General features: G+C 73.6%; 21 protein-coding genes and 1 tRNA gene. 11 read left to right on the plus strand and 11 right to left on the minus strand.

The genetic code is table 11. The features are described from left to right. Positions 1-91 precede the first annotated feature (91 nt). A tRNA-Leu gene (locus SLP03_RS16785) sits at positions 92-168 on the plus strand. A gap of 31 nt (positions 169-199) precedes the next feature. Continuing rightward, positions 200-949, plus strand: coding sequence for a terminase gpP N-terminus-related DNA-binding protein (locus SLP03_RS16790; protein ID WP_319461535.1), 750 nt, complete (start codon positions 200-202; stop codon positions 947-949). A 15-nt stretch (positions 950-964) separates the two neighbouring features. On the opposite strand, the gene SLP03_RS16795 is transcribed toward SLP03_RS16790, so the two are convergent. Further along, a complete protein-coding gene (locus SLP03_RS16795) occupies positions 965-2140 on the minus strand; it encodes a trans-sulfuration enzyme family protein (RefSeq protein ID WP_319461536.1) in 1176 nt (391 codons plus the stop codon). 83 nt (positions 2141-2223) lie between these two features. Here SLP03_RS16795 and SLP03_RS16800 point away from each other — a divergent pair, with 83 nt between their 5' ends. The 3 genes from SLP03_RS16800 (at position 2224) to SLP03_RS16810 (ending at position 5333) form a co-directional block, all read left to right on the plus strand. Then, complete coding sequence (locus tag SLP03_RS16800) at positions 2224-2703, plus strand: Lrp/AsnC family transcriptional regulator (RefSeq protein ID WP_319461537.1); 480 nt, start codon at positions 2224-2226, stop codon at positions 2701-2703. Positions 2704-2746: 43 nt separating this feature from the next. Further along, the gene (locus SLP03_RS16805) at positions 2747-3757 is read left to right on the plus strand and encodes an LLM class flavin-dependent oxidoreductase (protein WP_319461538.1); all 1011 of its coding nucleotides are present in this window, start codon (positions 2747-2749) and stop codon (positions 3755-3757) included. 142 nt (positions 3758-3899) lie between these two features. Continuing rightward, entirely contained in the window at positions 3900-5333 is a 1434-nt protein-coding gene (locus SLP03_RS16810) for a pyridoxal-dependent decarboxylase (RefSeq protein WP_319461539.1), read from the plus strand. A 456-nt stretch (positions 5334-5789) separates the two neighbouring features. Here SLP03_RS16810 and SLP03_RS16815 read toward each other — a convergent pair whose 3' ends face one another. The 5 genes from SLP03_RS16815 to SLP03_RS16835 form a co-directional block, all read right to left on the minus strand. Next, positions 5790-6797: a sulfite exporter TauE/SafE family protein gene (locus SLP03_RS16815; protein ID WP_319461540.1), complete on the minus strand. Its 1008-nt coding sequence runs from the start codon at positions 6795-6797 to the stop codon at positions 5790-5792. Between the two features lie 123 nt (positions 6798-6920). After that, positions 6921-7391: an Rrf2 family transcriptional regulator gene (locus SLP03_RS16820; RefSeq protein WP_319461541.1), complete on the minus strand. Its 471-nt coding sequence runs from the start codon at positions 7389-7391 to the stop codon at positions 6921-6923. A gap of 77 nt (positions 7392-7468) precedes the next feature. Next, entirely contained in the window at positions 7469-8350 is an 882-nt protein-coding gene (locus SLP03_RS16825; protein ID WP_319461542.1) for an acyl-CoA thioesterase II, read from the minus strand. Next, positions 8347-9795, minus strand: a complete 1449-nt coding sequence (gene pyk / locus SLP03_RS16830; protein WP_319461543.1) for a pyruvate kinase — start codon at positions 9793-9795, stop codon at positions 8347-8349. The genes SLP03_RS16825 and pyk overlap by 4 nt, the downstream gene beginning before the upstream one ends. A 322-nt stretch (positions 9796-10117) precedes the next feature. Further along, the gene (locus SLP03_RS16835; protein WP_319461544.1) at positions 10118-10483 is read right to left on the minus strand and encodes a YciI family protein; all 366 of its coding nucleotides are present in this window, start codon (positions 10481-10483) and stop codon (positions 10118-10120) included. A gap of 232 nt (positions 10484-10715) precedes the next feature. On the opposite strand from SLP03_RS16835, the gene SLP03_RS16840 reads away from it, so the two are divergent. Beyond that, positions 10716-16541 (plus strand): PAS domain S-box protein, encoded by a 5826-nt coding sequence (locus tag SLP03_RS16840; protein ID WP_319461545.1) that lies wholly within the window; start codon positions 10716-10718, stop codon positions 16539-16541. Between the two features lie 99 nt (positions 16542-16640). After that, positions 16641-17513 (plus strand): aldo/keto reductase, encoded by an 873-nt coding sequence (locus SLP03_RS16845; RefSeq protein ID WP_319461546.1) that lies wholly within the window; start codon positions 16641-16643, stop codon positions 17511-17513. A 56-nt stretch (positions 17514-17569) separates the two neighbouring features. Here SLP03_RS16845 and SLP03_RS16850 read toward each other — a convergent pair whose 3' ends face one another. Next, positions 17570-18385 (minus strand): lipase family alpha/beta hydrolase, encoded by an 816-nt coding sequence (locus SLP03_RS16850; RefSeq protein WP_319461547.1) that lies wholly within the window; start codon positions 18383-18385, stop codon positions 17570-17572. A gap of 454 nt (positions 18386-18839) precedes the next feature. On the opposite strand from SLP03_RS16850, the gene SLP03_RS16855 reads away from it, so the two are divergent. Next, positions 18840-19124 carry a hypothetical protein gene (locus SLP03_RS16855; RefSeq protein WP_319461548.1) on the plus strand — a complete coding sequence of 95 codons (285 nt, stop codon included), beginning with the start codon at positions 18840-18842 and terminating at the stop codon, positions 19122-19124. A 9-nt stretch (positions 19125-19133) separates the two neighbouring features. Here SLP03_RS16855 and SLP03_RS16860 read toward each other — a convergent pair whose 3' ends face one another. Next, positions 19134-19634 (minus strand): esterase/lipase family protein, encoded by a 501-nt coding sequence (locus SLP03_RS16860; RefSeq protein WP_413644536.1) that lies wholly within the window; start codon positions 19632-19634, stop codon positions 19134-19136. Here SLP03_RS16860 and SLP03_RS31665 point away from each other — a divergent pair. Beyond that, positions 19584-19769, plus strand: a complete 186-nt coding sequence (locus SLP03_RS31665; RefSeq protein WP_413644537.1) for a transposase — start codon at positions 19584-19586, stop codon at positions 19767-19769. The two genes, SLP03_RS16860 and SLP03_RS31665, sit on opposite strands and share 51 nt — an antisense overlap. A gap of 120 nt (positions 19770-19889) precedes the next feature. Further along, positions 19890-20075, plus strand: coding sequence for a hypothetical protein (locus SLP03_RS16865; RefSeq protein ID WP_319461549.1), 186 nt, complete (start codon positions 19890-19892; stop codon positions 20073-20075). Positions 20076-20093: 18 nt separating this feature from the next. Here SLP03_RS16865 and SLP03_RS16870 read toward each other — a convergent pair whose 3' ends face one another. Continuing rightward, on the minus strand, positions 20094-20780 hold the full coding sequence (locus SLP03_RS16870) for a DUF402 domain-containing protein (protein WP_319461550.1): 687 nt from the start codon (positions 20778-20780) through the stop codon (positions 20094-20096). 135 nt (positions 20781-20915) lie between these two features. Next, positions 20916-21179: a DUF6244 family protein gene (locus SLP03_RS16875; RefSeq protein ID WP_319461551.1), complete on the minus strand. Its 264-nt coding sequence runs from the start codon at positions 21177-21179 to the stop codon at positions 20916-20918. A 282-nt stretch (positions 21180-21461) separates the two neighbouring features. Between SLP03_RS16875 and SLP03_RS16880 the strand changes: the two genes are divergently transcribed. After that, a complete protein-coding gene (locus SLP03_RS16880) occupies positions 21462-22475 on the plus strand; it encodes an FAD-dependent oxidoreductase (RefSeq protein WP_319461552.1) in 1014 nt (337 codons plus the stop codon). On the opposite strand, the gene SLP03_RS16885 is transcribed toward SLP03_RS16880, so the two are convergent. Further along, a partial coding sequence (locus SLP03_RS16885) for a hypothetical protein (protein ID WP_319461553.1) occupies positions 22436-22983 on the minus strand: 548 nt, incomplete at its 5' end. The two genes, SLP03_RS16880 and SLP03_RS16885, sit on opposite strands and share 40 nt — an antisense overlap.

Consider the following 22983-nt stretch of genomic DNA (forward strand, 5'->3'; position numbering starts at 1 on the left):
CCACTCCCACCAGTCTGAGCCCGACACCCGCCGTGCCGGGTGTCGCCGCCCTTAGCGTAGTGGGTAGTCTGTCAAGACCGAATCACGGAAGGCCCCTGTACTCCAACCGGAAGAGAGACGGAGCTCAAACCTCCGACAGTGTGGGTTCGAGTCCCACCGGGGGCACCAAAGTGTCGTACGGGCGTTCGAAAATGGACCCGTGCACTCGCTTGAGATCCGCTCCCGCGCCCGTCAGCTGTACCTGGCCGGCAGCACTGTCGCGGAGGTCGCCCGCCACCTCGGCCTGCCCTACCCGACAGTTCGGCAGTGGTGCAAGGATCGAGCGGAACCGAAGCAACTGGGCAGCCAGGTACGCTGCTTCCGTTGCAGTTCAGTCGTCGACAATCCGACAGACCCGGCGTCCTACGTCTACCTCCTCGGCCTCTACCTGGGCGACGGCCATCTGGTCACTACGGCGCACGTCCCCGTCCTCCGCATCTTCTGCGCGGACGCCTGGCCGAACCTGATCGAACTCTGCGACCGTGCGATGCGGGACGTCATGGCGAGTTCCGTCCAACGGGTCCAGAAGCAGGGGTGCGTAGGAGTGCAGAGCTACGGCGTCCACTGGCCCTGTCTCTTCCCCCAGCACGGGCCCGGCAAGAAGCACGAGCGCCCGATCGTCCTGGCCGACTGGCAGCGAGAGATCGTCGAGCGCCACCCCGGCGACTTCCTGCGCGGCCTCTTCCACTCCGACGGCTGGCGGGGCAGCAATCGGATCACCGTCCGCGGCAAGCGATACGTCTACCCGCGCTACATGTTCATCAACGAGTCCGCCGACATCATGGCCCTCTGCCAATGGGCGCTGGACCTGCTCGGCATCGCCTGGCGGATGAACCGCCGCAACTCGCTCTCCGTCGCCCGCCGCGAGGCGGTCGCCGCCCTCGACCGGCACGTCGGACCGAAGTCCTGAGGGCGAGCGCGCCGGTCAGATCGCGGCGAGGGCCCGTTCCAGGTCTGCGCGCAGGTCCTCCGGGTCCTCCAGCCCGACGGAGACCCGCAGCAGCGCGCCGCACGGCTTGGCCTCCCCGGCAACGGGCCGGTGGGTCAGCGAGGCCGGGTGCTGGATCAGCGTGTCCACCCCGCCGAGCGACACGGCGTGGGTGATCAGCTGGCAGGCCCCGGCGACGGCCGCCGCGGCGGGCGCGCCGCCGCGTACCTCGAAGGCGAGCAGGCTGCCGGTGCCGGACATCTGCCGGCCGACCAGCCCGGCCGGGTCGTGCACCGCCGGGTGGTGGACCCGCTCGACGGCAGGGTGGCCGGCGAGCCAGATGGCCAGCTTCTCGGCGCCGGCCTGCTGGGCGCGGACCCGCAGCGGCAGCGTCTGCAGGCCGCGGTGCAGCAGGTACGCGCCGAGCGGGTGCAGGATCGCCCCGGTGACGGCGCGGACCTGGCGCAGCCGGGTGGCCCAGCCGGCGTCGCAGGCGACCACGCCGGCGAGGACGTCGCCGTGGCCACCGATGCTCTTGGTGGCGCTGTGCAGCACCAGCGCGGCGCCGTGCCGGGCGGGCTGCTGGAGCACGGGCGTGGCGACGGTGTTGTCGACCAGCAGGGGAACGTCGCCGGCGGCGTCGGCCAGGGCGGCGATGTCGACCAGGTCGAGGGTGGGGTTGGCCGGGGTCTCGACGATGACCAGCGCGGTGTCGGGGCGGACGGCGGCGGCGACCTCGTCCGGGCGGGCCCAGGTGACCTCGGTGCCGAGCAGGCCGGTGGCGAGCACGTGGTCGGTGCCGCCGTAGAGGGGGCGGACGGCGACGATGTGACGCTTCCCGTCGCGGGTGGCGGCGAGCAGGGCGGCGGTGAGGGCGGCCATGCCGCTGGCGAAGGCGACGGCTTCGGCGGTGCCTTCGAGTTCGGCGAGCGCGGTCTCGAACCGGGCCACGGTGGGGTTCCAGAGCCGCTGGTAGACGGCGCTGCCGCCGGCCGGGAGCGTGCCGCCGGTGGCGAGGGTCTCGTACGCGTCGCCGCCCTCGTCGACCGAGGGCAGCGGGTTGGTGGTGGAGAGGTCGATGGGCGGCACGTGGACGCCGAGACCGGCGAGGTCGTCGCGCCCGGCGTGCACGGCTCTGGTGTCCACGGCTGTCATGACAGAAGGATCGAACATCAGCCCAGGAAGAGGCAATAGATGCGCACATGATTCTGCTGGCAGCCCTTCCAACGTTGACAGATTCGGTGGAGGATGCTCACATGCCCGTTGCACCGAACGATGTGCGGCCGTACACGGCCCTGGACGACGTCGACCGCGCGATTCTGACCGAGCTGGCCGCCGACGGGCGGCTGCCGAACAACGCCCTCTCGGAGCGGGTGGGGGTGGCGCCCTCGACGTGCCTGACCCGGACCCGGGCACTGCGCGAGTGCGGGGCGATCCGCGGCTTCCACGCCGAGGTTGATCCGGCCGCGGTGGGACTGCCGTTGCAGGCGCTGGTGTCGGTGCGGCTGGCCGCGCACGAGCGGGCGGCGGTGGACGCGTTCCGGGCCCGGTCGGTCCGGCTGCCGGGGGTGGTGTCGGTGTTCCACGTGGCCGGCGCGGAGGACTACGTGCTGCACGTGCGGGCGGCCTCCGGGGACGCGCTGCGGGACTTCGTGCTCGACCACCTGGCGGTGGACCCGGCGGTGCAGCACACCCAGACCAGCCTGATCTTCGAGCAGGCGCGCGGTATGGGCTAGAGCCATCCGGAACAATTCCGGTGCGGGCGGGGTTGCTCAACGAGTGATCGACGTACCGTTGTCTGTTCTTGATCTTGCTCCCGTGGCCCGTGGGGCGACCTCCGGTGAGGCGCTGCGGCACACCACCGAGCTGGCCCGCCGCACCGAGGAGTTGGGCTACCGCCGGTTCTGGGTGGCCGAGCACCACAACATGCCGGCGATCGCCAGCTCGGCGCCGGCGGTGCTGCTCGCCCACCTTGCGGCGAACACCTCGACGATCCGGCTCGGCTCCGGCGGGGTGATGCTGCCCAACCACGCGCCGCTGGTGGTGGCCGAGCAGTTCGGCACCCTGGAGGCGCTGCACCCGGGCCGGATCGACCTGGGCATCGGCCGGGCGCCGGGCACCGACCAGGTGACCGCGCTGGCGCTGCGCCGGACCATGGAAGGGCTGTCGGCCGAGGGTTTCCCCCGGGAACTGGCGGACCTGATGAACTACTTCAGCGGCGAGGAGCCGGGGCCGATCACGGCCACCCCGGGGCGCGGCCAGTCCCCGGTCGTGTGGCTGCTCGGGTCGAGCGGGTTCAGCGCCCAGCTCGCCGGGCTGCTCGGGCTGCCGTTCTCGTTCGCGCACCACTTCAGCGCGCAGAACACCCTGCCCGCGCTGGCGCTGTACCGACAGAGCTTCCGGCCGTCACGCTGGCTGGACCAGCCGTACGCGATGGTCGCGGTCAACGTGGTCTGCGCGGAGACCGACGAGCGGGCGGAGTGGCTGGCCGGGCCGAGCTCGCTGTCGTTCCTGAAGCTGCGCTCGGGCCGCCCCGAGCCCCTGGCCAGCCCGGAGGAAGCGGCGGCGTACCCGTACGACGAGCTGGAGCGCGACTTCGTCCGGCAGCGTCGGGAGGGTCAGGCGATGGGTTCGCCGGAGACGGTGGGCCGCCAGCTGGGCGAGCTGCTGAAGCGCACCGGCGCGGACGAGCTGATGCTCACCACGATGGTGTACGACGTGGCCGACCGGGTGCGCTCGTTCGAGCTGGTCGCCGAGAAGGTGGCCGGCGGACTGCGCCGGAACGGCTGAAACACGCTCTTCATAGCGACGTCACCCCACCGTCGCGGAGCTCCCCTAACTTGGTGACCGGTGGTGGTACGGCATTCCCGGTCGGGACGGGTCGGGGGTGCCGCCCCTTGATCCGGGCCGACCCACCTGATCGACTCCGGGTATGGCTGAGCACATGGACCCCGAGGAGTTCCGGCGCGCCGGGTACGCGGTGGTCGACTGGATCGCGGACTACTGGACGACACTGGGGCGGCGGCCGGTGACCTCACAGGACCCGCCGGGCGCGGTGGCCGCCGCACTGCCGGCCGGCCCGACCGAGGGGGGCGAGCCGGTCGAGGCCGTGCTGGCCGACCTGGACAGCCTGATCGCGCCGCGGTTGACGCACTGGCAGCATCCCGGCTTCTTCGGCTACTTCCCGGCCAACACCTCCGGTCCGAGCGTGCTCGGCGACCTGGTCAGCTCGGGTCTGGGCGTGCAGGGCATGCTCTGGGCCACCGGCCCGGCCTGCACCGAGCTGGAGACGGTGATGCTGGACTGGCTCGCCGGGCTGCTCGACCTGCCGGAGCGGTTCCGCTCCGCCGGCCGGGGCGGCGGGGTCATCCAGGACTCCGCCTCGTCGGCCACGCTGGTCGCCACGCTGGCCGCGCTGCACCGGGCCAGCAAGGGCCGCTGGCGGGTGGACGGGATCGACCGCCGGTACCGGGCCTACACGTCCACCCAGGGGCACTCCTCGATCGAGAAGGCCGCCCGGATCGCGGGGCTCGGCGCCGACGGGGTCCACCCGGTCGAGGTGGACCCGGCGACCCAGGCGATGCGCCCGGCGGCGCTGCGGGCGGCGATCGAGGCGGACCGGGCCGCCGGGGTGACGCCGGCGATCGTGGTGGCGACGATCGGGACCACCTCCACCACCGCCGTCGACCCGCTGCCGGAGATCGGCGCGATCTGCGCGGAGTACGGCGTCTGGCTGCACGTCGACGCCGCGTACGCGGGAGCGGCCGCGGTCTGCCCGGAGCTGCGCTGGTCGCACGCCGGCCTGGAACAGGCGGATTCCTACTGCTTCGACCCGCACAAGTGGCTGCTCACCGGCTTCGACTGCGACGCGTTCTGGGTGGCCGACCGGGGCGAGCTGATCGAGGCGCTGACGGTGATGCCGGAGTTCCTGCGCAACGCGGCCACCGAGTCCGGTGCGGTGATCGACTACCGGGACTGGCAGGTGCCGCTGGGCCGCCGCTTCCGCGCCCTCAAGCTCTGGTTCGTGCTCCGCTGGTACGGCGTCGAGGGGTTGCGGGCGCACATCCGAGCGGGAGTGGCGTTGGCCGATCGCTTCGCCGCGCGGGTGGCGGCCGACGACCGGTTCGAGCTGGCCGCCGCGCATCCGTTCTCGCTGGTCTGCTTCCGGCTGCGGGCCGGTGACGAGCCGAACGCCGAGCTGCTGCGGCGGGTCAACGACACCGGTCGGGTGCACCTGACGCACACCCGGGTGGAGGGGCGGTACACGCTGCGGCTGGCGGTCGGCTCGCCGCTGACCACCGAGGAGCACGTCGACGAGGCGTGGGACCTGCTCGCCGCGGCGGCCGCCGCGCTGCCGGCCGGCTGAGGCTCGGACGAGCGGCACCGGCCGCTCGGCGGCGGCGCGCGGCGGGCGGCGGCGGGCGGCGGCTTGTCGGCAGCGGCGGCTGGCCGGGGGCGGGGTCTCGTGGACATCCTTTGCTCTGCTTCACCGGAGGCAACAGTGACGCATCGTGCCGGGATCCGCCGGGCCGCCACCAGACGCGGGACGACGACGGCGCTGGTCAACGGGGTGTTGCGTTGGTTGAAGCAGAGCAAAGGGACCAGGGAGGGGAGGCCGGCCGGCGCGGGGCCGCAACCGTCGGTGACAGACGTCGGGCTCGCCCGCGACAACCACGTCGGTTGTCGCGGACGTCCGGCGGCCGGCGCTGGCCCCCGACGCCGCCGGCCCGACCTGCGAGGCAGCTCGGGCGGGCCAGGCGCGGCGCGCGGTGACATGACCGGGAGTGCCCGCCCGGCGGGGGCGGCCAGCACCGAGAGCGGATCAGCCCTCGACGGCCGCGGCCAGCTGACGGGACCGGTCCGCGCCGCCGGTCGCGGGCTCCACTGAGGTCGCAGCCGTGTCCCGTGCCGGCGTCGCCGGTACCGCCCCGGCCGCGTCGGCGGCGAGCGCCGCGTCGGCGAGGGCCCGGGCCCGGCGGGTACGCCGCAGCGCGCGCACCGACAGGACCAGCGCGACCAGCCAGCCGGCGGCGAGCAGGACGTAGACCAGGGACGGGAACGGCCCGCCCAGCTCGCCGGCGCGGATCAGCGTCCGGGCGTTGCTCAGCACGATCACCCCGCCGATGGTGGCGCCGAGCAGCTGGGCCGGGACGATCCGGACCAGCCAGGCGGCGATCGGCGCGGCGATCAGGCCGCCGACCAGCAGCGCCGCCACGGTAGGCAGCAGGAAGCCCTCGGTGCCGAGGCCGATCAGGAAACCGGCGCTGGCCGCGCCCGCCACTACGAACTCCGCGGTGTCCACGGAGCCGATCACCTTGCGCGGCTCCATCCGACCGGAGACCAGCAGCGCCGGCGTGGCGACCGGGCCCCAGCCACCGCCGCCGGTGGCGTCGACGAAGCCGGCCACCAGGCCGAGCGGGCCGAGGAACCGCCCACGCAGCGGACCGGCGGACCGGTTGGCGCGCAGCGGTCGGGAGAAGCGGACCAGCAGGTACGCCCCGAGGGTGCACAGGATCGCGGCCATCCACGGCGCGGCGGCCTCGGTGGAGATGGAGCTGAGGAACGTGGCGCCGGCGAACGCCCCGACCGCCCCCGGCACGGCGATCCGGCCGACCACCCGCCAGTCGACGTTGCCGAACCGCCAGTGCGCCACTCCGGCCGCGAGCGTGGTGCCGATCTCGGCCAGGTGCACCGACGCGGAGGCGGCGGCCGGCGCCACCCCGGCGAAGAGCAGCAGAGTGGACGAGGTCAACCCGTACGCCATGCCGAGCGCGCCGTCGACCAGCTGCGCCGCGAGCCCGACCAGAGCGAGGATCAGCAGCTTGCGCACGAGCGCCCCCTGACTTTTCGGTATCTCCTATCGACTTGGTCGACAATGCGGCACGGAGGCACTCCGGTCAAGTCCCCTATCCGGTTGATGGGACACGCCGGACGGCCCCGGCGAGGGCGCGGGTCAGCTCCAGGCGCTCGGGTCGGCGGCGAGCTCGTTGACCCGGCCGGGCAGGGTGCCGCTGGCCACGTCGGCGATGGTGACCAGATCGAGGATCTCCCGCTCACTGGCCCGCAGCGCGATCCAGACGTCCTGCAGGGAACGCGCCGCGCCCTGGTACCCGAGCTGCTCCGGTCGCTGCCCGCGAACGTGCGCGAGCGGGCCGTCGATCACCCGGATCACCTCCGCGAGGGAGATCTCCGACGCCGGTCGGGCGAGCCAGTAGCCGCCCTCCGGGCCGCGCTGGGCGTGCACGATCCCGCCCCGGCGCAGCTGGAGCAGGATGCTCTCCAGGAACTTCGGCGGGATCTCCTGGGCGCGGGCGATCTGCTCGGCGGTGACCGGTCGGCTGCGTTCGGCCGCCGTGCCGTCGGCGACCGAGGCCAGCTCGGCCGCCGCACGGAGGGCATAGTCGACCCGGGCGGAGAGACGCATGCGGCAAGGCTAGTCCGCTGATCAGCCGCCCGGGTTGCCGACCCTCGGCCGATCGGTCACGGCTCGGCCCCGGCCGGTCAGGCGCCGACGCGGCGGAGCAGCCCCTCCTGCACCGCGCTGGCGATGTGCCGGCCCTCGGTGGTGAACATCCGGCCGGTGGCCAGCCCCCGCCCGCCGGAGGCGGACGGGCTCCAGCAGTCGTAGAGGAACCACTCGTCGGCACGGAACGACCGGTGGAACCAGAGCGCGTGGTCGAGGCTCGCCCCGACCACGCCGCCGGGACCCCAGACCTCGCCGTGCACCGACAGCACCGAGTCGAGCAGGGTGAGGTCGGAGGCGTACGTCAGGGCGCAGGCGTGCAGCAGCGGGTCGTCGGGCAGCTTGCCGTCGATGCGCATCCAGACCCGCTGGTACGGGTCGGCCGGCCGGTCACCGGGGCGTACCCAGCCCGGCTCGCCGACGTACCGGACGTCGATGGGACGCGGGATCTGCCCCCAGATGCCGAGCCGCTCGGGATACCGGGAGAGCCGGTCCATCATGGTGGGCACGTCGTCCGGCCCGGGCACGTCCGGCGGGGTGGGGGCCTGGTGGTCCAGCCCCTCCTCGTGCCGCTGGAACGACGCCGACATGAAGAAGATCGGCTTGTCGTGCTGCAGGGCCACCGAGCGGCGTACCGAGAAGGAGCGGCCGTCCCGGACGTTCTCCACCTGGTACTCGATCGGCTCGGCGGGATCGCCGGGGCGGACGAAGTAGCCGTGCAGCGAGTGCACGAAGCGTTCCGGGTCGACGGTGCGTCCGGCGGCGACCAGGGCCTGGCCGGCGACCTGCCCGCCGTACACCCGCTGCGGACCGACCGGCGGGCTCATCCCTCGGAAGGTCATCTCGCCGGTGTGCTCGAGGTCGAGGACCTCCAGCAACTGGTCGACGGCGGCCTGGCCGGCCGGCTGGCGCTCGATCACTGCAGGGCCCGCGCGGAGGCCGCGTCGACCAGCGAGCCGAGCTGGTGCACCCGCAGGGTGTTGGTGGAGCCCGGGGTGCCGGGCGGGCTGCCGGCGACGATCACCACGTGGTCGCCGGGGTTGGCCCGGTTGAGGCCGAGCAGCGCCTGGTCGACCTGACGGAACATGTCGTCGGTGTGCTCGACGAACGGCATCAGGAAGGTCTCCACGCCCCAGCAGAGCGCGAGCTGGTTGCGCACCTCGGGGACCGGGGTGAAGGCCAGCAGCGGCAGGTCGCAGTGCAGCCGGGCGAGCCGCTTGACGGTGTCGCCGGTCTGCGAGAAGGCGACCAGCGCCTTGGCGTTGATGGCCCGGGCGATCGAGGACGCGGCGACGGTGAGCGCGCCGCCGTGGGTACGCGGGTCGTGCTGGAGCCGGGGCACCCCGATCGAACCGGACTCGGTGGTGGTGACGATCTTCGCCATGGTGCTAACGGTGAGCACCGGGTACTTGCCGACGCTGGTCTCGCCGGAGAGCATCACCGCGTCCGCGCCGTCGAGCACCGCGTTGGCCACGTCCGAGGCCTCGGCCCGGGTCGGCCGGGAATTCTCGATCATCGAGTCGAGCATCTGGGTGGCCACGATGACCGGCTTGGCGTTCTCCCGGCAGAGCTGCACGGCCCGCTTCTGCACCAGCGGCACCTGGTCCAGCGGAAGCTCGACGCCGAGGTCGCCGCGGGCGACCATGACGCCGTCGAAGGCGAGCACGATCGCCTCGAGGTGGTCCACCGCCTCGGGCTTCTCGACCTTGGCCAGCACCGGGCGGTACACGCCCTCCTCGGCCATGATCGCGTGCACCAGTTTGATGTCGTCGGCCGAGCGGACGAAAGAGAGCGCGATCAGGTCGACGCCCAGGCCGAGGGCGAAACGCAGGTCATCGGCGTCCTTCTCCGACATCGCCGGCACGCTGACCGCCACGTTGGGCAGCGAGACGCCCTTGTTGTTGGAGACCGGGCCGCCCTCGGTGACCAGGCAGCGGATGTCGTTGCCGGTGACGTCGCTGACCTCGACCGCGACCCGGCCGTCGTCGATCAGCAGCCGGTCGCCCGCCTTCACCTCCTGCGGCAGCTTCCGGTAGGTGCAGGAGACCCGCTCCTTGGTGCCGAGGATGTCGTCCCCGGTGATCACGACGGAGTCGCCGGTGCGCCACTCGTGCGGGCCGTCGGCGAACCGGCCCAGCCGGATCTTCGGGCCCTGCAGGTCGGCGAGGATCGCCACCGGGTGGCCGGCCGCGTCGGCCGCCTCGCGGACCAGGCGGTAGACCGCTTCGTGGTCCTCGTGGCTGCCGTGGCTGAAGTTGAGCCTCGCCACGTTCATGCCCGCTTCTACCAGGCCCCGGATGCGCTCGGGGGACGAGGTCGCGGGGCCGAGAGTGCAGACGATCTTCGCGCGGCGTGTCACGCCCATCAGGCTAGTCTCTCCTCCGGATCGACCTCCGGGCCGACCCCTTGCGGACTGCGGAACTTTGTCCGACGGCGCGTGATTCCCGCGCAACGGGCGGACAGTAACCGCACCGGAACGTCGTGTGTCGGCGGGCATCGGCGACCGCGCGGCCGAAATCGTACCGCCCGCGCTCGTGCCGAGGCTGGGGTGCTCCTGGAATCCGGCCGACGGCGGGTGCGCAGGGGTACGGTCCGCACGGCGTGGGCGCCCGACGTGGGCGCCCGACGTGGGCGACGGGCGGGTGGGCCGGCCACCGCGGCCCGACGCGTCGAGCCGGGTCCGGGCCTCAGCTCTGCGTCTTGGCCAGCGGGAACTCCAGCGAGCCGGCCGGGCAGAGGAAGGTCAGCACGTCCACCCGGTAGAGGCCGGCCTGCACGGCCGGGTCGGCCTCCATCACGCTGCGGACGTCGTCCACCGAGCCGGTCCGGGCCAGGCCGAAGCCGATCGGCGGTTCCGGCTCGCGGGCCGGCCCGTCCACCGAGCCGTCGATCAGGATGATGCCCCGCCGTTGCAGCGCCTGCATGTGGTGGAGGTGCTCGGCCTGCAACTGTTGCACCGTCTCCTCCGGCAGGGCCCGACCCGACGGCCCCGGGTACAGCACGATGCACTCGTACGTGTCGAGCGCGAAGTCGACCTGCGGCGTTCCCGGCATGGCGTCTCCTCCCGACGTCCGTCCGACCCGGGCACAGCGTCGCACGAGCCGGACCGCGGGAGCGGGCGCTCGGCCCAACTGCCCCCGGGGCAGCCCGGTAGCCGACCTGCTGGGCCGTTCGTCCCACGGGATCGCGGCCCGGCAAGATCGAGAAACGCTCATCCGCCGCGCCGCTGGTACGTTCCTCCCGGCAGTGGGGACAGGCCTGAGAATCGCCGAGCGGAGGTCCCAGGTGAGCAGTAGCGCGCCCGCCAACAGGCCGCCGGACGGCTCCCGGTGGCAGGACATCTTCGCGGCCGGCGGGGAGATGGGCGCGGCGATCGCCGACCACGACTGGACCGCCACCCCGCTCGGCCCGATCGACTCCTGGCCGCAGAGCCTGCGCACTGCGATGACGATCTGCCTGCACTCCAGGTTCCCCATCCTGCTCTGGTGGGGCGACGAGCTGGTGATGCTCTACAACGACGCGTACCAGCCGATCCTGGGCGCGTCGAAGCGCGACGCGCTGGGCCGGCCCGGTGCGGCGGTGTGGCCGGAGATCTGGGACGTCATCGGCCCGATGCTGACCGACGTGCTGGCCGGGCGGGGCGCCACCTGGAGCGAGGACCAGCTGCTGCTGCTGGACCGCAACGGGTTCGTCGAGGAGTGCTACTTCACCTTCTCGTACAGCCCGATCATCGACGAGTCGGGCGCACCGGGCGGCGTCTTCACCGCGGTCACCGAGACCACCGAGCGGGTCGTCAGCGACCGCCGGCTGCGGCTGCTCAGCACCCTCTCCGCCGGGCTGGTCGACGCGACCGAGCCGGAGGAGGTGGGCCGGCGCGCGGTCAAGGCCCTCGCCGGCAGCCCGGCCGTGCCGTTCGTGCGGCTCTACCTGGCCGACGAGGACGGCCTGCGGCCGGTCGCCGGCAACGAGGCCGGCACCCCGGCCGGCGCCGAGGAGTCCTGGCCGCTGGCCGAGGTGCTGGCGAGCGGCGAGCCGCGGCTGCTGCCGTTCCACCCGGCCGACGACGCCGGCCGCCCGGGCACCCCGATGGTCGCCGTGGTGCCGGTGCCGGAGCCCGGCGGCGCCGCCCCGACGGCGGTGCTGATCGCCGGGTTCAACCCGCGCCGCCCGGTCGACGCGGACTACCGCGCCTTCGTGGCGCTGCTGGCCGGGCACATCGGCACCGCGCTCGCCGGCGCCCGGGCGTACCAGGCGGAGCACCGCCGGGCCGAGGCGCTGGCCGAACTGGACGCGGCGAAGTCCGCCTTCTTCGCCAACGTCAGTCACGAGCTGCGCACCCCGCTGACCCTGATCGCCGGGCCGGTACGCGACGCGCTCACCGACCCGGCGCAGCCGCTGCCGGAGCCCCTGCGGCGGCGGCTGGAACTGGTCGACCGCAACACCGCCCGGCTGCGCCGGCTGGTCGACAGCGTCCTGGACTTCACCCGGATCGAGGCGGGCCGGCTGGTGCCGGAACGGGTCGCCCTCGACGTGGCCCGGTTCACCCGGGAGCTGGCCGCCTCGTTCGCGCCGGCCAACGAGCGCGCCGGGCTGACCTTCGAGGTGGACTGCGCCCGGCTGCCGCGCCCCGCGTACCTGGACCGGGTGATGTGGGAGAAGATCGTCCTCAATCTCCTCTCCAACGCCCTGAAGGCGACGGTGACCGGGACGATCCGGCTGGCGATCGCCGACGACGACGGGCGGATCCGGCTCACCGTCTCGGACACCGGGGTCGGCATTCCCGCCGACCAGTTGCCCCAGCTCTTCCAGCGCTTCCACCGGGTGACCGGCCCGACCGGCCGTTCCGCCGAGGGCAGCGGCATCGGGCTGGCGCTGGTCCGGGAGCTGGTCGCCCTGCACAGCGGGCGGATCGAGGTGGCCAGCGCCGAGGGCGAGGGCGCCACGTTCACGGTCCGGATCCCGTACAGCTCGGGGGCCGGCGCGGCGGAGGGCGGGACCGCGGTGACGGCTGCGCCCACGACGGCGGCGGCGCTCGCCGGCGAGCTGGGCGCGCCCACCGGCCCCGGCGAGGTGACCGGGCCGCCCGACGCCCCGCAGGTCGTGCTGGTCGACGACAACCCGGACCTGCGCGCCTACGTCACGGAGCTGCTCGCGCCGCACTTCCGGGTCCGCACCGCCGTCGACGGCCGGGCCGCGCTGGCGTCGATCGTCGCCGACCCGCCGGACCTGGTGCTGGCGGACGTGATGATGCCGCAGCTGGACGGCTTCGGCCTGCTCGCCGCGCTGCGCGCGGAACCGCGCACCTCGCACCTGCCGGTGGTGCTGCTGTCCGCCCGGGCCGGACCCGAGGCGGCGGTGGAGGGACTCGCCGCCGGTGCGGACGACTACCTGGTCAAGCCCTTCTCGGCGAGCGAGCTGCTGGCCCGGGTGCGGGCCAACCTGGACCGGGCCCGGGCCCGGCTGCGCCGGGGCGAATGGGCGACGCAGGTGGTGGAGTCGATCACCGACGGGGTGTGGGTCGCCGACGAGAACGGCGTCATCTTGCAGGTCGACAAGACGTTCGAGCGGCTGACCGGCTACGGCCAGGCAGGCGCGCCGTACCCGCCGCCGTACCCGTGGTGGCCGGACCCGGTCACCCAGCCTGCCGAACGGGCGCTGCTCGACCGGGCGCTGGTGCACCTGCTCGGCGAGCGCACCGGGGCGTGGGAGGTGCCGTTCCAGCACCGGGACGGCCGGACGCACTGGGTCGCCGTCTCCGCCACAGAGGTGCGCGACCCGGAACACGACCGCACCCTGCTGGTCGGCAGCGTCCGCGACGTGACCGCCGAGCACGCTGTCGCGCACCGGCACCGGGCCGCCGCCGCGCTGGCCGACCGGCTCGCCGAGGCGGGCGACGAGGATCAGGTGCTCGCGCTGACCGCGGCGGCGCTCGGCCGGGCCTTCGACGGCGCCGCCTACCTGGCCCCCCGGGACGTCGACGGTCCAGTGCACACCGCCGCCGGCCCGGTCGCCGTCGCGGAACTCGACCCGGCGGTGGCGGCCCGGCTGTCGCGGGCCGGGGACGACGACGGGCCGGACGTGGAGGTGCCCGGAGTCGGCGGGCGGCTGAGCACCCCGACCCGGGGGTGGGCGGTCTGGGTGGCGTTCGCCGCGCCGCGCGCGGTCCGCGCCGACGAGCGGCTGCTCGGCGGGCTGCTCACCGCCGCCGGCAGTCAGGCGCTGCGCCGGGTGGAGGCGGTACGCCAGCAGGACGCGCTCACCGAGGGGCTGCGGGACGCGGTCCGGGAGGCCACCGAACGGGAGCGCGCCTGGCGGGCCGAGGCGGCGGCCCGGGCCGACCAGCAGCGGGCCGAGGCGGCGGCCCGGCGCACCGCGGCGGTCAGCGAGGCGCTGCTGGACAGCGCCCCAGTCGGATTCGGCCTGGTCGACACCGAGCTGCGCTACCTGCTGGTCAACCCGGCGCTGGCGGCGATGAACCGGCTGCCCGCCGCCGAGCATGTCGGACGGCGACCCAGCGAGTGCCTGCCGGGCTACGAGCCTCGGATCGAGGAGCTGATGCGGCGGGCCCTGGCGCAGGGGCCGATCGTGGGCGTCGAGTTCACGGCCGAGGCGGTCCCGCCGGCGACCTGCCGGCAGCACGTGGTGGCCAGCTACTTCCCGATCCGGATCACCGACACCGACGAGCTGGTCGGGCTCGGCTTCACCATCGTCGACGTCACCGAACGCACCCGCCTGCTGGAGGCGCTCGGCGCCGAGCGGGCCCGGTACGAGCGGCTGGCCGCGACCGACGTGCTCGCCGTCTTCGGCGGCGAGGGGGAGCGGATCACGGAGGCCAACGAGGCGTTCCTCGCGCTGCTCGGCTACACCGCCGAGGACGTGGCGCGGGGGCGGCTGACGTTGCCGTCCCTCACTCCCCCGGGCTGGGCGGAGGCCGACGCGCGGGCGCGGGCGGAGCTGGCGGCGAGCGGCCGGGCCCGGGCGTACGACAAGGAGTACCGGCACGCCGACGGGCACCGGGTGCCGGTGCAGATCGGCATGGTGGCGTTGGCACGCGAGCCGCTGCGCTGGCTGGGGTACGCCACGGACCTGAGCGCCGAGCGGAGCGCGCAGGCCGAGCTGCGGCTGTTCCAGGCGCTGGTGGAGCGGTCGGGCGACTTCATCGCGGTGGCCACCCCGGACGGCCGGGCGGTCTACGTCAACCCGGCCGGCCGGCAGCTGGTCGGTCTCGGCGCCGTCGAACGGGTCGACGGCCTGGGACTGGTCGACTTCGCCGCGCCGGACGTCCGGGAGGTGTGGCGGCGCGAGCTGATCCCGACCGCGCTGCGCGAAGGTCACCACCGAGCGGAGGGCCGGCTGGTCCGCCTGGACACCGGTGAGCAGCTCGAGGTGGAGCATCAGACCTTCACCGTGACGACCGGGGACGGGCGGGACAGCACGGCGTTCGTCGCCACGGTGGCCCGGGACATCAGCGACCGGCAGCGGGCGCTGCGGCAGGCGGAGGGGCTCGCCCGGCTGGCCGGCGCGCTCAGCTCGGCGCGGGGACGGGCGGCGATCGTCGACGTGATGATCACGGTCGCCCCGTCGGTGGTGGACGCCGCCACGCTCCGGGTCGCGATCGCCGGGCCGGGCGCGCCCATGCTGGACGTGGCGGGGGGTGACGCCCCGGCCGGTCGGCTGCCGGTGGACGCCGACGAGCCGCTGGCCCGGGCGGTACGCGACAACGTCGTCCTGCCGCTCGACGGGGCGGGCGGCGGGACGGCGGGGGTCTGCCTGCCGCTGCGGTACGGCGACGGCGGCGCGCTGGGCGCGCTGGAGGTCCGCCGGGCCGGGCCGGTGGCCGACGACGAGGCGCTGCGCAAACTGCTCGACGCGGTGGCCGGGTTGTGCAGCCAGGCGTTGCAGCGGGCCGAGCTGACCGGTTCGGCGCAGGCGATGGCCGATTTCGCGGCCCGGTTGAGCGTGGCCCGGTCGACCCCGGAGGCGATCGAGGTGATCCTCAGCGCCGCGCCGCTCGCGCTGGGGGCGGTGCTGCCCGGCCTGGCTATGGGCGACGAGGGTCGCCGGGTGCGGCTCTGGTACCACGGTGACGTGCCCGCCGGGCTGGCCGCCACGTTCCACGACCTGATGAGCGACGACCCGCGGCCGATCGTCCGGGCGTTGCGTACCGGTGAGCGGATCATCCTGCGGGACCGGGCCGCGTTCGCCGCCCGGTTCCCCGGGTTGCCGGACCCGGTCGGCGCGCACGGCGTGGTCACCACGGTGGCGCTGCCGCTGTTCGACGCGCAGCGCCGGCCGATCGCCGCGCTGGGCTTCGGCTGGCTGCGGGAGCGGCCGCTGCGCGAGAGTGACCTGACGCTGCTGGACACCATCGCCGACCTGTGCGAGCAGACCCTGGAGCGGGTCCGGCTGGCCGCCGCCGAGCACAACCTGGTGACCCGGTTGGCCGGGCGGCTGCGCAGTTCGGCGCGGTCCACCCCGGACGGGTTGGCGATCGCGACGCGTTACCAGCCGGCGATGACCGGCCTGCACCTCGGCGGCGACTGGTACGACCTGGTCCGGCTGGATCAGGACCGGCTCGCGGTGGTGGTCGGCGACGTGGTCGGACACCGGGTGGAGGCGGCCGCCGACATGGCGCAGCTGCGCACCATGCTCAACACGCTGATCCGGCTGGGGGTGCCGCTGGAGGAGGTGCTGCTCCGGCTGACCGACCTGATGGGCGTGGGTTTCCTCGGCACCTGCCTGGTGATGGTGGTCGACCCGGTCGCCGGGGAGGTCCGGGTCGCCCGGGCCGGCCACCCGCATCCGGTGCTGCTGCCCCGGGGCGGGCCGCCGGAGCCGGTCCGCACCGTCAACGCGCTGCCGATGGGCATGGTGGACGAGCCGATGATCGTCACCACCGTGCCGTTCGGTCCGGGTGACCTGCTGGTGGCATACACCGACGGGCTGGTGGAGCGGCGCGACCAGGCGTACGACGAGGGGGTGGCGGCGCTGCACCGGCTGCTCGTCGGGGTGCGCGACGAGCCGGTGGAGGCGATCGCCGACGCGCTGCTGAGCGACCTCTCCGGCGGCGAGGACGACCGGGCCCTGGTGGTGATCCGGCACGTCGGCTGAGCGTGTCCCCACCCACAATCCGGGTCTCGGCGTTGCACCCGCCGTGTTCCGGGAACAATCGGGACGTTGACGACGACGGACAGGATTGGGGATCGGCTCATGGCGATCGAGGCCGGCAAGCAGCCCGCGAAGGCCTCCGGGAGGTACCGGATCGGCGGCGACCTCGAGGTCGACCGGTTGGGCTACGGGGCGATGCAGATCACCGGGCCCGGGGTCTGGGGCGACCCGAAGGATCCCGCGGAGGCGGTCCGGGTGCTGCGCAGGGCGTACGACCTGGGCGTCACGTTCATCGACACCGCCGACTCGTACGGCCCCTTCGTCAGCGAGCTGCTGATCAAGGAGGCGCTGCACCCGTACGCCGACGACCTGGTCATCGCGACCAAGGCCGGGCTGACCCGCTCGGGCCCCGGCGACTGGCGGCCGGTGGGCCGCCCGGAGTACCTGCGCCAGCAGTGCGAGCTGAGCCTGCGCCACCTGGGCCTGGACCGGATCGGGCTCTACCAGCTGCACCGGATCGACGAGAAGGTGCCGTTGGAGGACCAGCTCGGTGAGCTGGCGCTGCTCAAGCAGGAGGGCAAGATCCGGCACGTCGGGCTCTCCGAGGTGACCGTCGAGCAGATCGAGGCGGCCCGGAGGATCACCCCGATCGTCTCGGTGCAGAACCTCTACAACCTCGCCGACCGCAGCGCGGAGGACGTGCTCGACCACTGCGAGCGCAACGACCTGGCGTTCATTCCGTGGTTCCCGATCGCCACCGGCAACCTGGCCAAGCCGGGCGGCCCGCTGGACGCGATCTCCACCGAGCACGGCGCGACGCCCGCGCAGCTCGCGCTCGCCTGGCTGTTGCGCCGGTCGCCGGTCATGCTTCCCATTCCGGGTACGTCCTCGGTGGCGCACCTGGAGGAGAACATCGCCGCGGCCGAGGTGCAGCTCACCGACGACGAGTTCGAGGCGCTCGCCAAGGCCACCTGACTTCCGGTACGCGCGACGGCCGGCCGCCACCTCGGCGGCCGGCCGCGTCGTGCGGTCTACAGGGCGAAGCAGTTGGGGCGGATCGTGGCGTCGGTGAGCGCCTGGCGGACCACGGTGTAGGTGGTGCCGTCGAGGACGAGACCCAGGTGGCCGACCACTCGCAGCGGGCACCACGACTGGATCAGCACGTTGGTGGCGCCGTCGGCGAGGGCCGCGTTGCCGATCGGCCAGACCAGCTCGTCCTGCCAGGTCCGGACGGTGGTCCAGCGCACCGATCCCGGGGTGTCGTCGCCGCCGTTGAGGGCGGTGAGGAGGTCCGAGCCGATCGACATCTGCTGGCAGGCGACGATGCCGGCGCAGCTGCCGAGCCCGACGAACTTCAGGATGTTGGCTGCGTAGGTGCCCTGCTGCGGGCTGCCCAGGCTGAGGTAGTGGTCGACCTTGTCGACGCCGCCGAGGAACTTGACGTACCAGCGGGAGACCAGGCCACCCTCGGAGTGGGTGACCAGGTCCACCTTGGCCGCCCCGGTGTTGGCGCGGACCTGGTCGATGTACGTGGCGAGAGCGCGGGCGGATTCGCGGATGTCCCCGAAGCCGAGGTTGGGCAGTTGGTAGATCGAGACCCGGAAGCCGTCGGCGCGCAGCCGGGCGGCGATGGGCTCGTACGCGATGGAGATCCCGATCAGTCCCCCGACGACGATGACGGGGTTGGCGCCGGCGGCGGCGATCGCCTGGTTGGTGTCCGCGGTGCTGGCGGTTGCGGCGCTGGCGGTTGCGGCGGCGGTGTGGTGGGTGCTGGCCTGGGCGGCGGTGGCCGGGACCAGCAGGGCGGCGGCGGCGGTGGTGGCGGCGAGGATCGTTCGGAGCAGCATGGCTGCACCTCCGGTGGGAGGCACCCGGGGAGCCGGGACGGTGGGTGGGGGGATCCGATCGATCGTGGAAACGATGATGCGTGGCGGATTTCACATTCGTCAATGGAAAGTTACGCGCCGGTAACCTGAACTCGCACCCGAGGCACAAACCGGCCTATCGGACTCAGCCAACGTTCCATCCACAGTGGTCCGGCAACGCGCGTGCCGTCCTCGTCCGCGAAGGCGGGAGCCACTCCGTCTTCCGCTTCGGCACCCAGAGCGTAGTGATTCCCCGGCATCGGGAGATCAACGAGCTGACGGCTCGGGGCATACTTCGGTCGCTGGGGCTCAAGTAAGGGGGGCAATGACGACGTACACCGCGGCATGCGTCCGCTCAGGTGACTGGTGGGCGATCACGGTCCCTGAACTCAAGGGGGTCTTCTCCCAGGCCCGGCGCCTCGATCAGGTCGAAGGCATGGCACGTGAGGCCATCGCCCTCATGCTCGACGTCGCGCCGGACAGCTTCGACATCGTCGTCCAGCCGGAGGTTCCTGGCGAGGTGACCCGAGCACGGCAGGCGCGGACCGCCCTCCGCCAAGCAGAGCGGTCCGCCGAGGAAGCCACCCGATCGGCAGCGGAGGCGTTGCTGCGCGAGGGCTACACCGTGCGCGACGCCGGCGAGTTGCTTGGCATCTCGCCGCAGCGGGTCTCGCAGATCACCCGCGGTTCCCGGGGAGACGGCCACCGCTCCGCGGCCTGAGGGCGCCCGTCAGCGGCGCTCCAGGCTGAGGTAGTGGTCGTCCTTGTCGACGCCGCCAAGGAACTTGACGTACCAGCGGGAGACCAGGCCGCCCTCGGAATGGGTGACCAGGTCCACCTTGGCCGCCCCGGTGTTGGCGCGGACCTGGTCGACGTACGTGGCGAGGGCGCAGGCGGATTCGCGGATGTCCCCGAAGCCGAGGTTGGGGAGCTGGAAGATCGAGACCCGGAAGCCGTCGGCGCGCAGCCGGGCGGCGATGGGCTCGTACGCGATGGAGATGCCGATCAGTCCCCCGACGACGATGACGGGGTTGGCGCCGGCGGCGGCGATCGCCTGGTTGGTGTCCGCGGTGCTGGCGGTTGCGGCGCTGGCGGTTGCGGCGGCGGTGTGGTGGGTGCTGGCCTGGGCGGCGGTGGCCGGGACCAGCAGGGCGGCGACGGCGGTGGTGGCGGCGACACCGTGCCGCGAACCAGCCGCGGCTACGACGCGAACAAGAAAGTCAACGGCCACAAGCGATTCATTGTCACCGACACCCTCGGCGTGCTGCTAATCATGTGCGTCATGGCCGCCAGCGTGCAGGACCGCGACGGCGCCAAGACCACCCTGCTGGGCCTGCACCTGTTCACCCCGGTGCGGTTCGTGTAAGCCGACGCCGGCTTCGCCAGCCTGCTGGTCGACTGGTGCCAGCGCATCCTGCGCACCGTGCTGGAGATCGTCCGCAAGGCACCCGACCAGAAAGGGTTCGCCGTCATCCCGCGCCGGTAGGTGGTCGAGCGGTCGCTGGCCTGGCTGACCGCCCACCGCCGACTGGCCCGCGACTACGAACGCCACCCTGCCACCTCCGAAGCGATGATCCGCTGGGCTGCGATCAACGGCATGATCCGCCGCCTCGCCCACGGCCAACCCGCCACCCGTCAGAGGGCCTGGACCCTCGACGACCTCAACGGATGACTCTTCTCAAGCACGCTCTCAGGGCTGGAAGTACTCGGGACCCCAGCAGGTCGCGTCCGCCGGCAACTCCCACCAGTGCGGCATCAACGTCGGCCGCCACGCCGGATCCGGCTGGAAGTCCATCCACCGGCCGTCGAAGGGCGCGGCCCCTGCGCGGGCCAGGGCAAGCAGCCGTTCGCCCTCGGCCCGGACCCCGGCGGCCTCGACTTCATCCCAGAACGCCGGCTCGCCGGTGTACTCGGCGAACGCGTCCTCGTCCTTCCACGACCACCTACCATCCGGATAGACGAGCAGGTCGAGCTCCTGGTCGTAGACGTCGACCCCGCCAGCCCACCGGGTGACCGGACGCTCCAGGTTGACGTACCAGCCATCGAAATCGCCGTCCGGTCGCCAGCTCCACCAGACCGAGTGGGCCGCACCAGGCGGCATCAACATCAGAGTCCGGAAAGGCTGCCAAGTGCTCAGGCTGAGCAGCGTAGTCATCCGCAGCGACGTGAGCAGCGACAGCTTCCGGGTCGGCTGGCCAGCGCCGTCAACCCGGCGCATGGCCTGTGAGCCAGCCTCGATCCACAGCGCCAGCCCGCGCTCGTCATCGCTGACCACCCGCCCGCACAGCACCGAGCCGACCCGGCCGTCCGGGTACAGGTGCCGGCGGACGATCGTCTGCCCCCGCTCAAAGATGATTCGAGCACGGTACCCAATCAAGGCCCGTAATCATTGCCCCATACTCGCCGACCCGAAAGCCAGCCATCACACCCCAGACCACCTACACCCCGATGCAGCAAGCACGGCAAGGTTCAAATGCTGTGGTCCTGGCCTCAAGTTGATGCTGGCGCGTGCTCAACTGCCCAGCGCCTGGACCTTGGCGATGGTCTCCTGGACGTGCTGCTTCGCCGGCTCGCCACCCTGCGCGGCCTGCGACAGCGCCTGCCGGTACGCGTCGATCGCGCCGATCAGCGGACCGGCCGCCACCCCTTCGAGGGCACCGGCGACCAGCGCCCGCGCCTCGGCGGCGTCCTGTGCCGCGGCGGCTGTCTTGGCCTTCGCCTCGTCCAGCTTCTGCGCCGCCGCCGCCAGCCTCGCAATGATCTGCGCCGCGCTCACGCGCCCTCCCCTGGTCGACCGCCCCGGCCGGGTGACGCCGAGGGCCGGCGACAGATCCTGACACGTCGACGGTCCGGACCGGTACCCGTCAGCCGGCGGCGAGCAGGGCGGCGAGGCGGCGTACCGCGGGGTTGGTGTTGCCCCGGCGGCAGGCAGTCCGATGTCGACGGTCGGGGTCGGCGCGGTGAACCGGCGCAGCCGTACCCCGGGCACGTCAACGCCGCCGGGGAGACGATGCAGGTCCAGCCGCCCGCTCGGGGCGGCCCGCCGGGAAGGCTGACCATGACAGGTAGGGCGGACGTGGTGGTGGTCGGTGGTGGGATCATCGGCCTGACGGCGGCGGTGCGGCTGCGGGAACGGGGCGCGCGGGTGACCCTGCTGGCCGCCGACGACCCGGCGGAGACCGTCTCGGCGGTGGCCGCCGCGGTCTGGTACCCCAGCCACACCGACGAGGACCCGCGGGTGCTGCGCTGGGCCCGGGAGACCCACGCCGAGCTGGGCCGGCAGGCGTCGGCGGGGGTGCCGGGGGTGGTGGCCCGGCCGACCCGGATGCTGCTGCGCCGGCCGTGGTCGGGCCCGCCCTGGTGGGCGGCGGCGACCGGGGACCTGGTCGCCCGGCCGGGCACCGGGCCGTACGCGACGGAGCTGCGGTTCACCGCGCCGACCGTGGAGATGCTGCCGTACCTCGGCTGGCTGCGGGAGCGGTTCGCCCGTGCCGGCGGGCGGTTGCTGCGCGGCCGGCTGGACCGGCTCACCGACGGCTTCGCCCTGGCGCCGACGGTGGTCAACGCCACCGGACTGGCCGCCGGCCGGCTCGCCGACGACCCGGCCGTGCACCCGGGGCGGGGGCAGCTCGTGCTGGTCGCGAACCCGGGCCTGACCGCCTCGGTCCGGGACGAGGAGAACCCGGCGGGGATCACCTACGTGCACCCGCGTCGGCACGACGTGGTGCTGGGCGGCACGTTCCAGCCGGGCGAGTGGGACACCCGGCCCGACCCGGCCACCTCGGCGGCGATCCGGCGCCGGTGCGTGGCCCTGGTGCCGGAGCTGGCCGCCGCGCCGGTCCTCGGCGAACGGGTCGGGCTGCGACCGGCCCGGCACGGCGGCCCACGCGTGGCGGTTCAGCCGGGGGTTCCGACCTGGCGCCGGCTGGTGCACGCCTACGGCCACGGGGGCGCGGGGGTCACCCTCTCGTGGGGCTGCGCGGCCGAGGTGACCCGGCTGGCGCTGGACGACGCGGACGCGCCCCCACCGGCTCAGCGCAGCACGCGGAACGCCAGCAGGTATGCGCAGTAGACCAGCGGCACCAGCAGGACACAGATCACGAAGCCGAGCGGGACGAACCGGGACGGCGGGACGGCGCCGCCGATCACCGGTCGCCCCCACCGGCCGAGCACCAGGTAGCCGGCGACGAACGACGCCACCGGCAGGACGGCGCACATCGAGGCGTACAGGGTGCCGAGTCCGACCACCTCCAGTCCGGAGGCGACCACCATGGCCAGCATCAGCACCGCCCCGGCCAGCGCGCAACAGGTGTAGACGGCGGACGCCCGGGCCAGCGGCGACCAGGTCGGCAACAGCGCGGGCCGCTGGGCGAGCGCCTCGGCCTGCTGCCCGTGCCGGTCCGCCTCGTCGGCGAGCTGCCGGGCCGCCGCCAGCTCCGCCGCCGGGTCGGCCTCCGCCGCGCGGTGGGCCGGCACCCCGGCGCCCGTCGCGCCCGCGCCCGTCGTGGGCGTCGCGCTGGTAGCCCCCGCCACCGCCTGCGGGTACGCCCCGACCCCCGGCCGCCCCGGGGCGGCGGGGG

The sequence above is a fragment of the Micromonospora sp. RTP1Z1 genome, from assembly GCF_033804685.1.
Lineage (GTDB): Bacteria > Actinomycetota > Actinomycetes > Mycobacteriales > Micromonosporaceae > Micromonospora.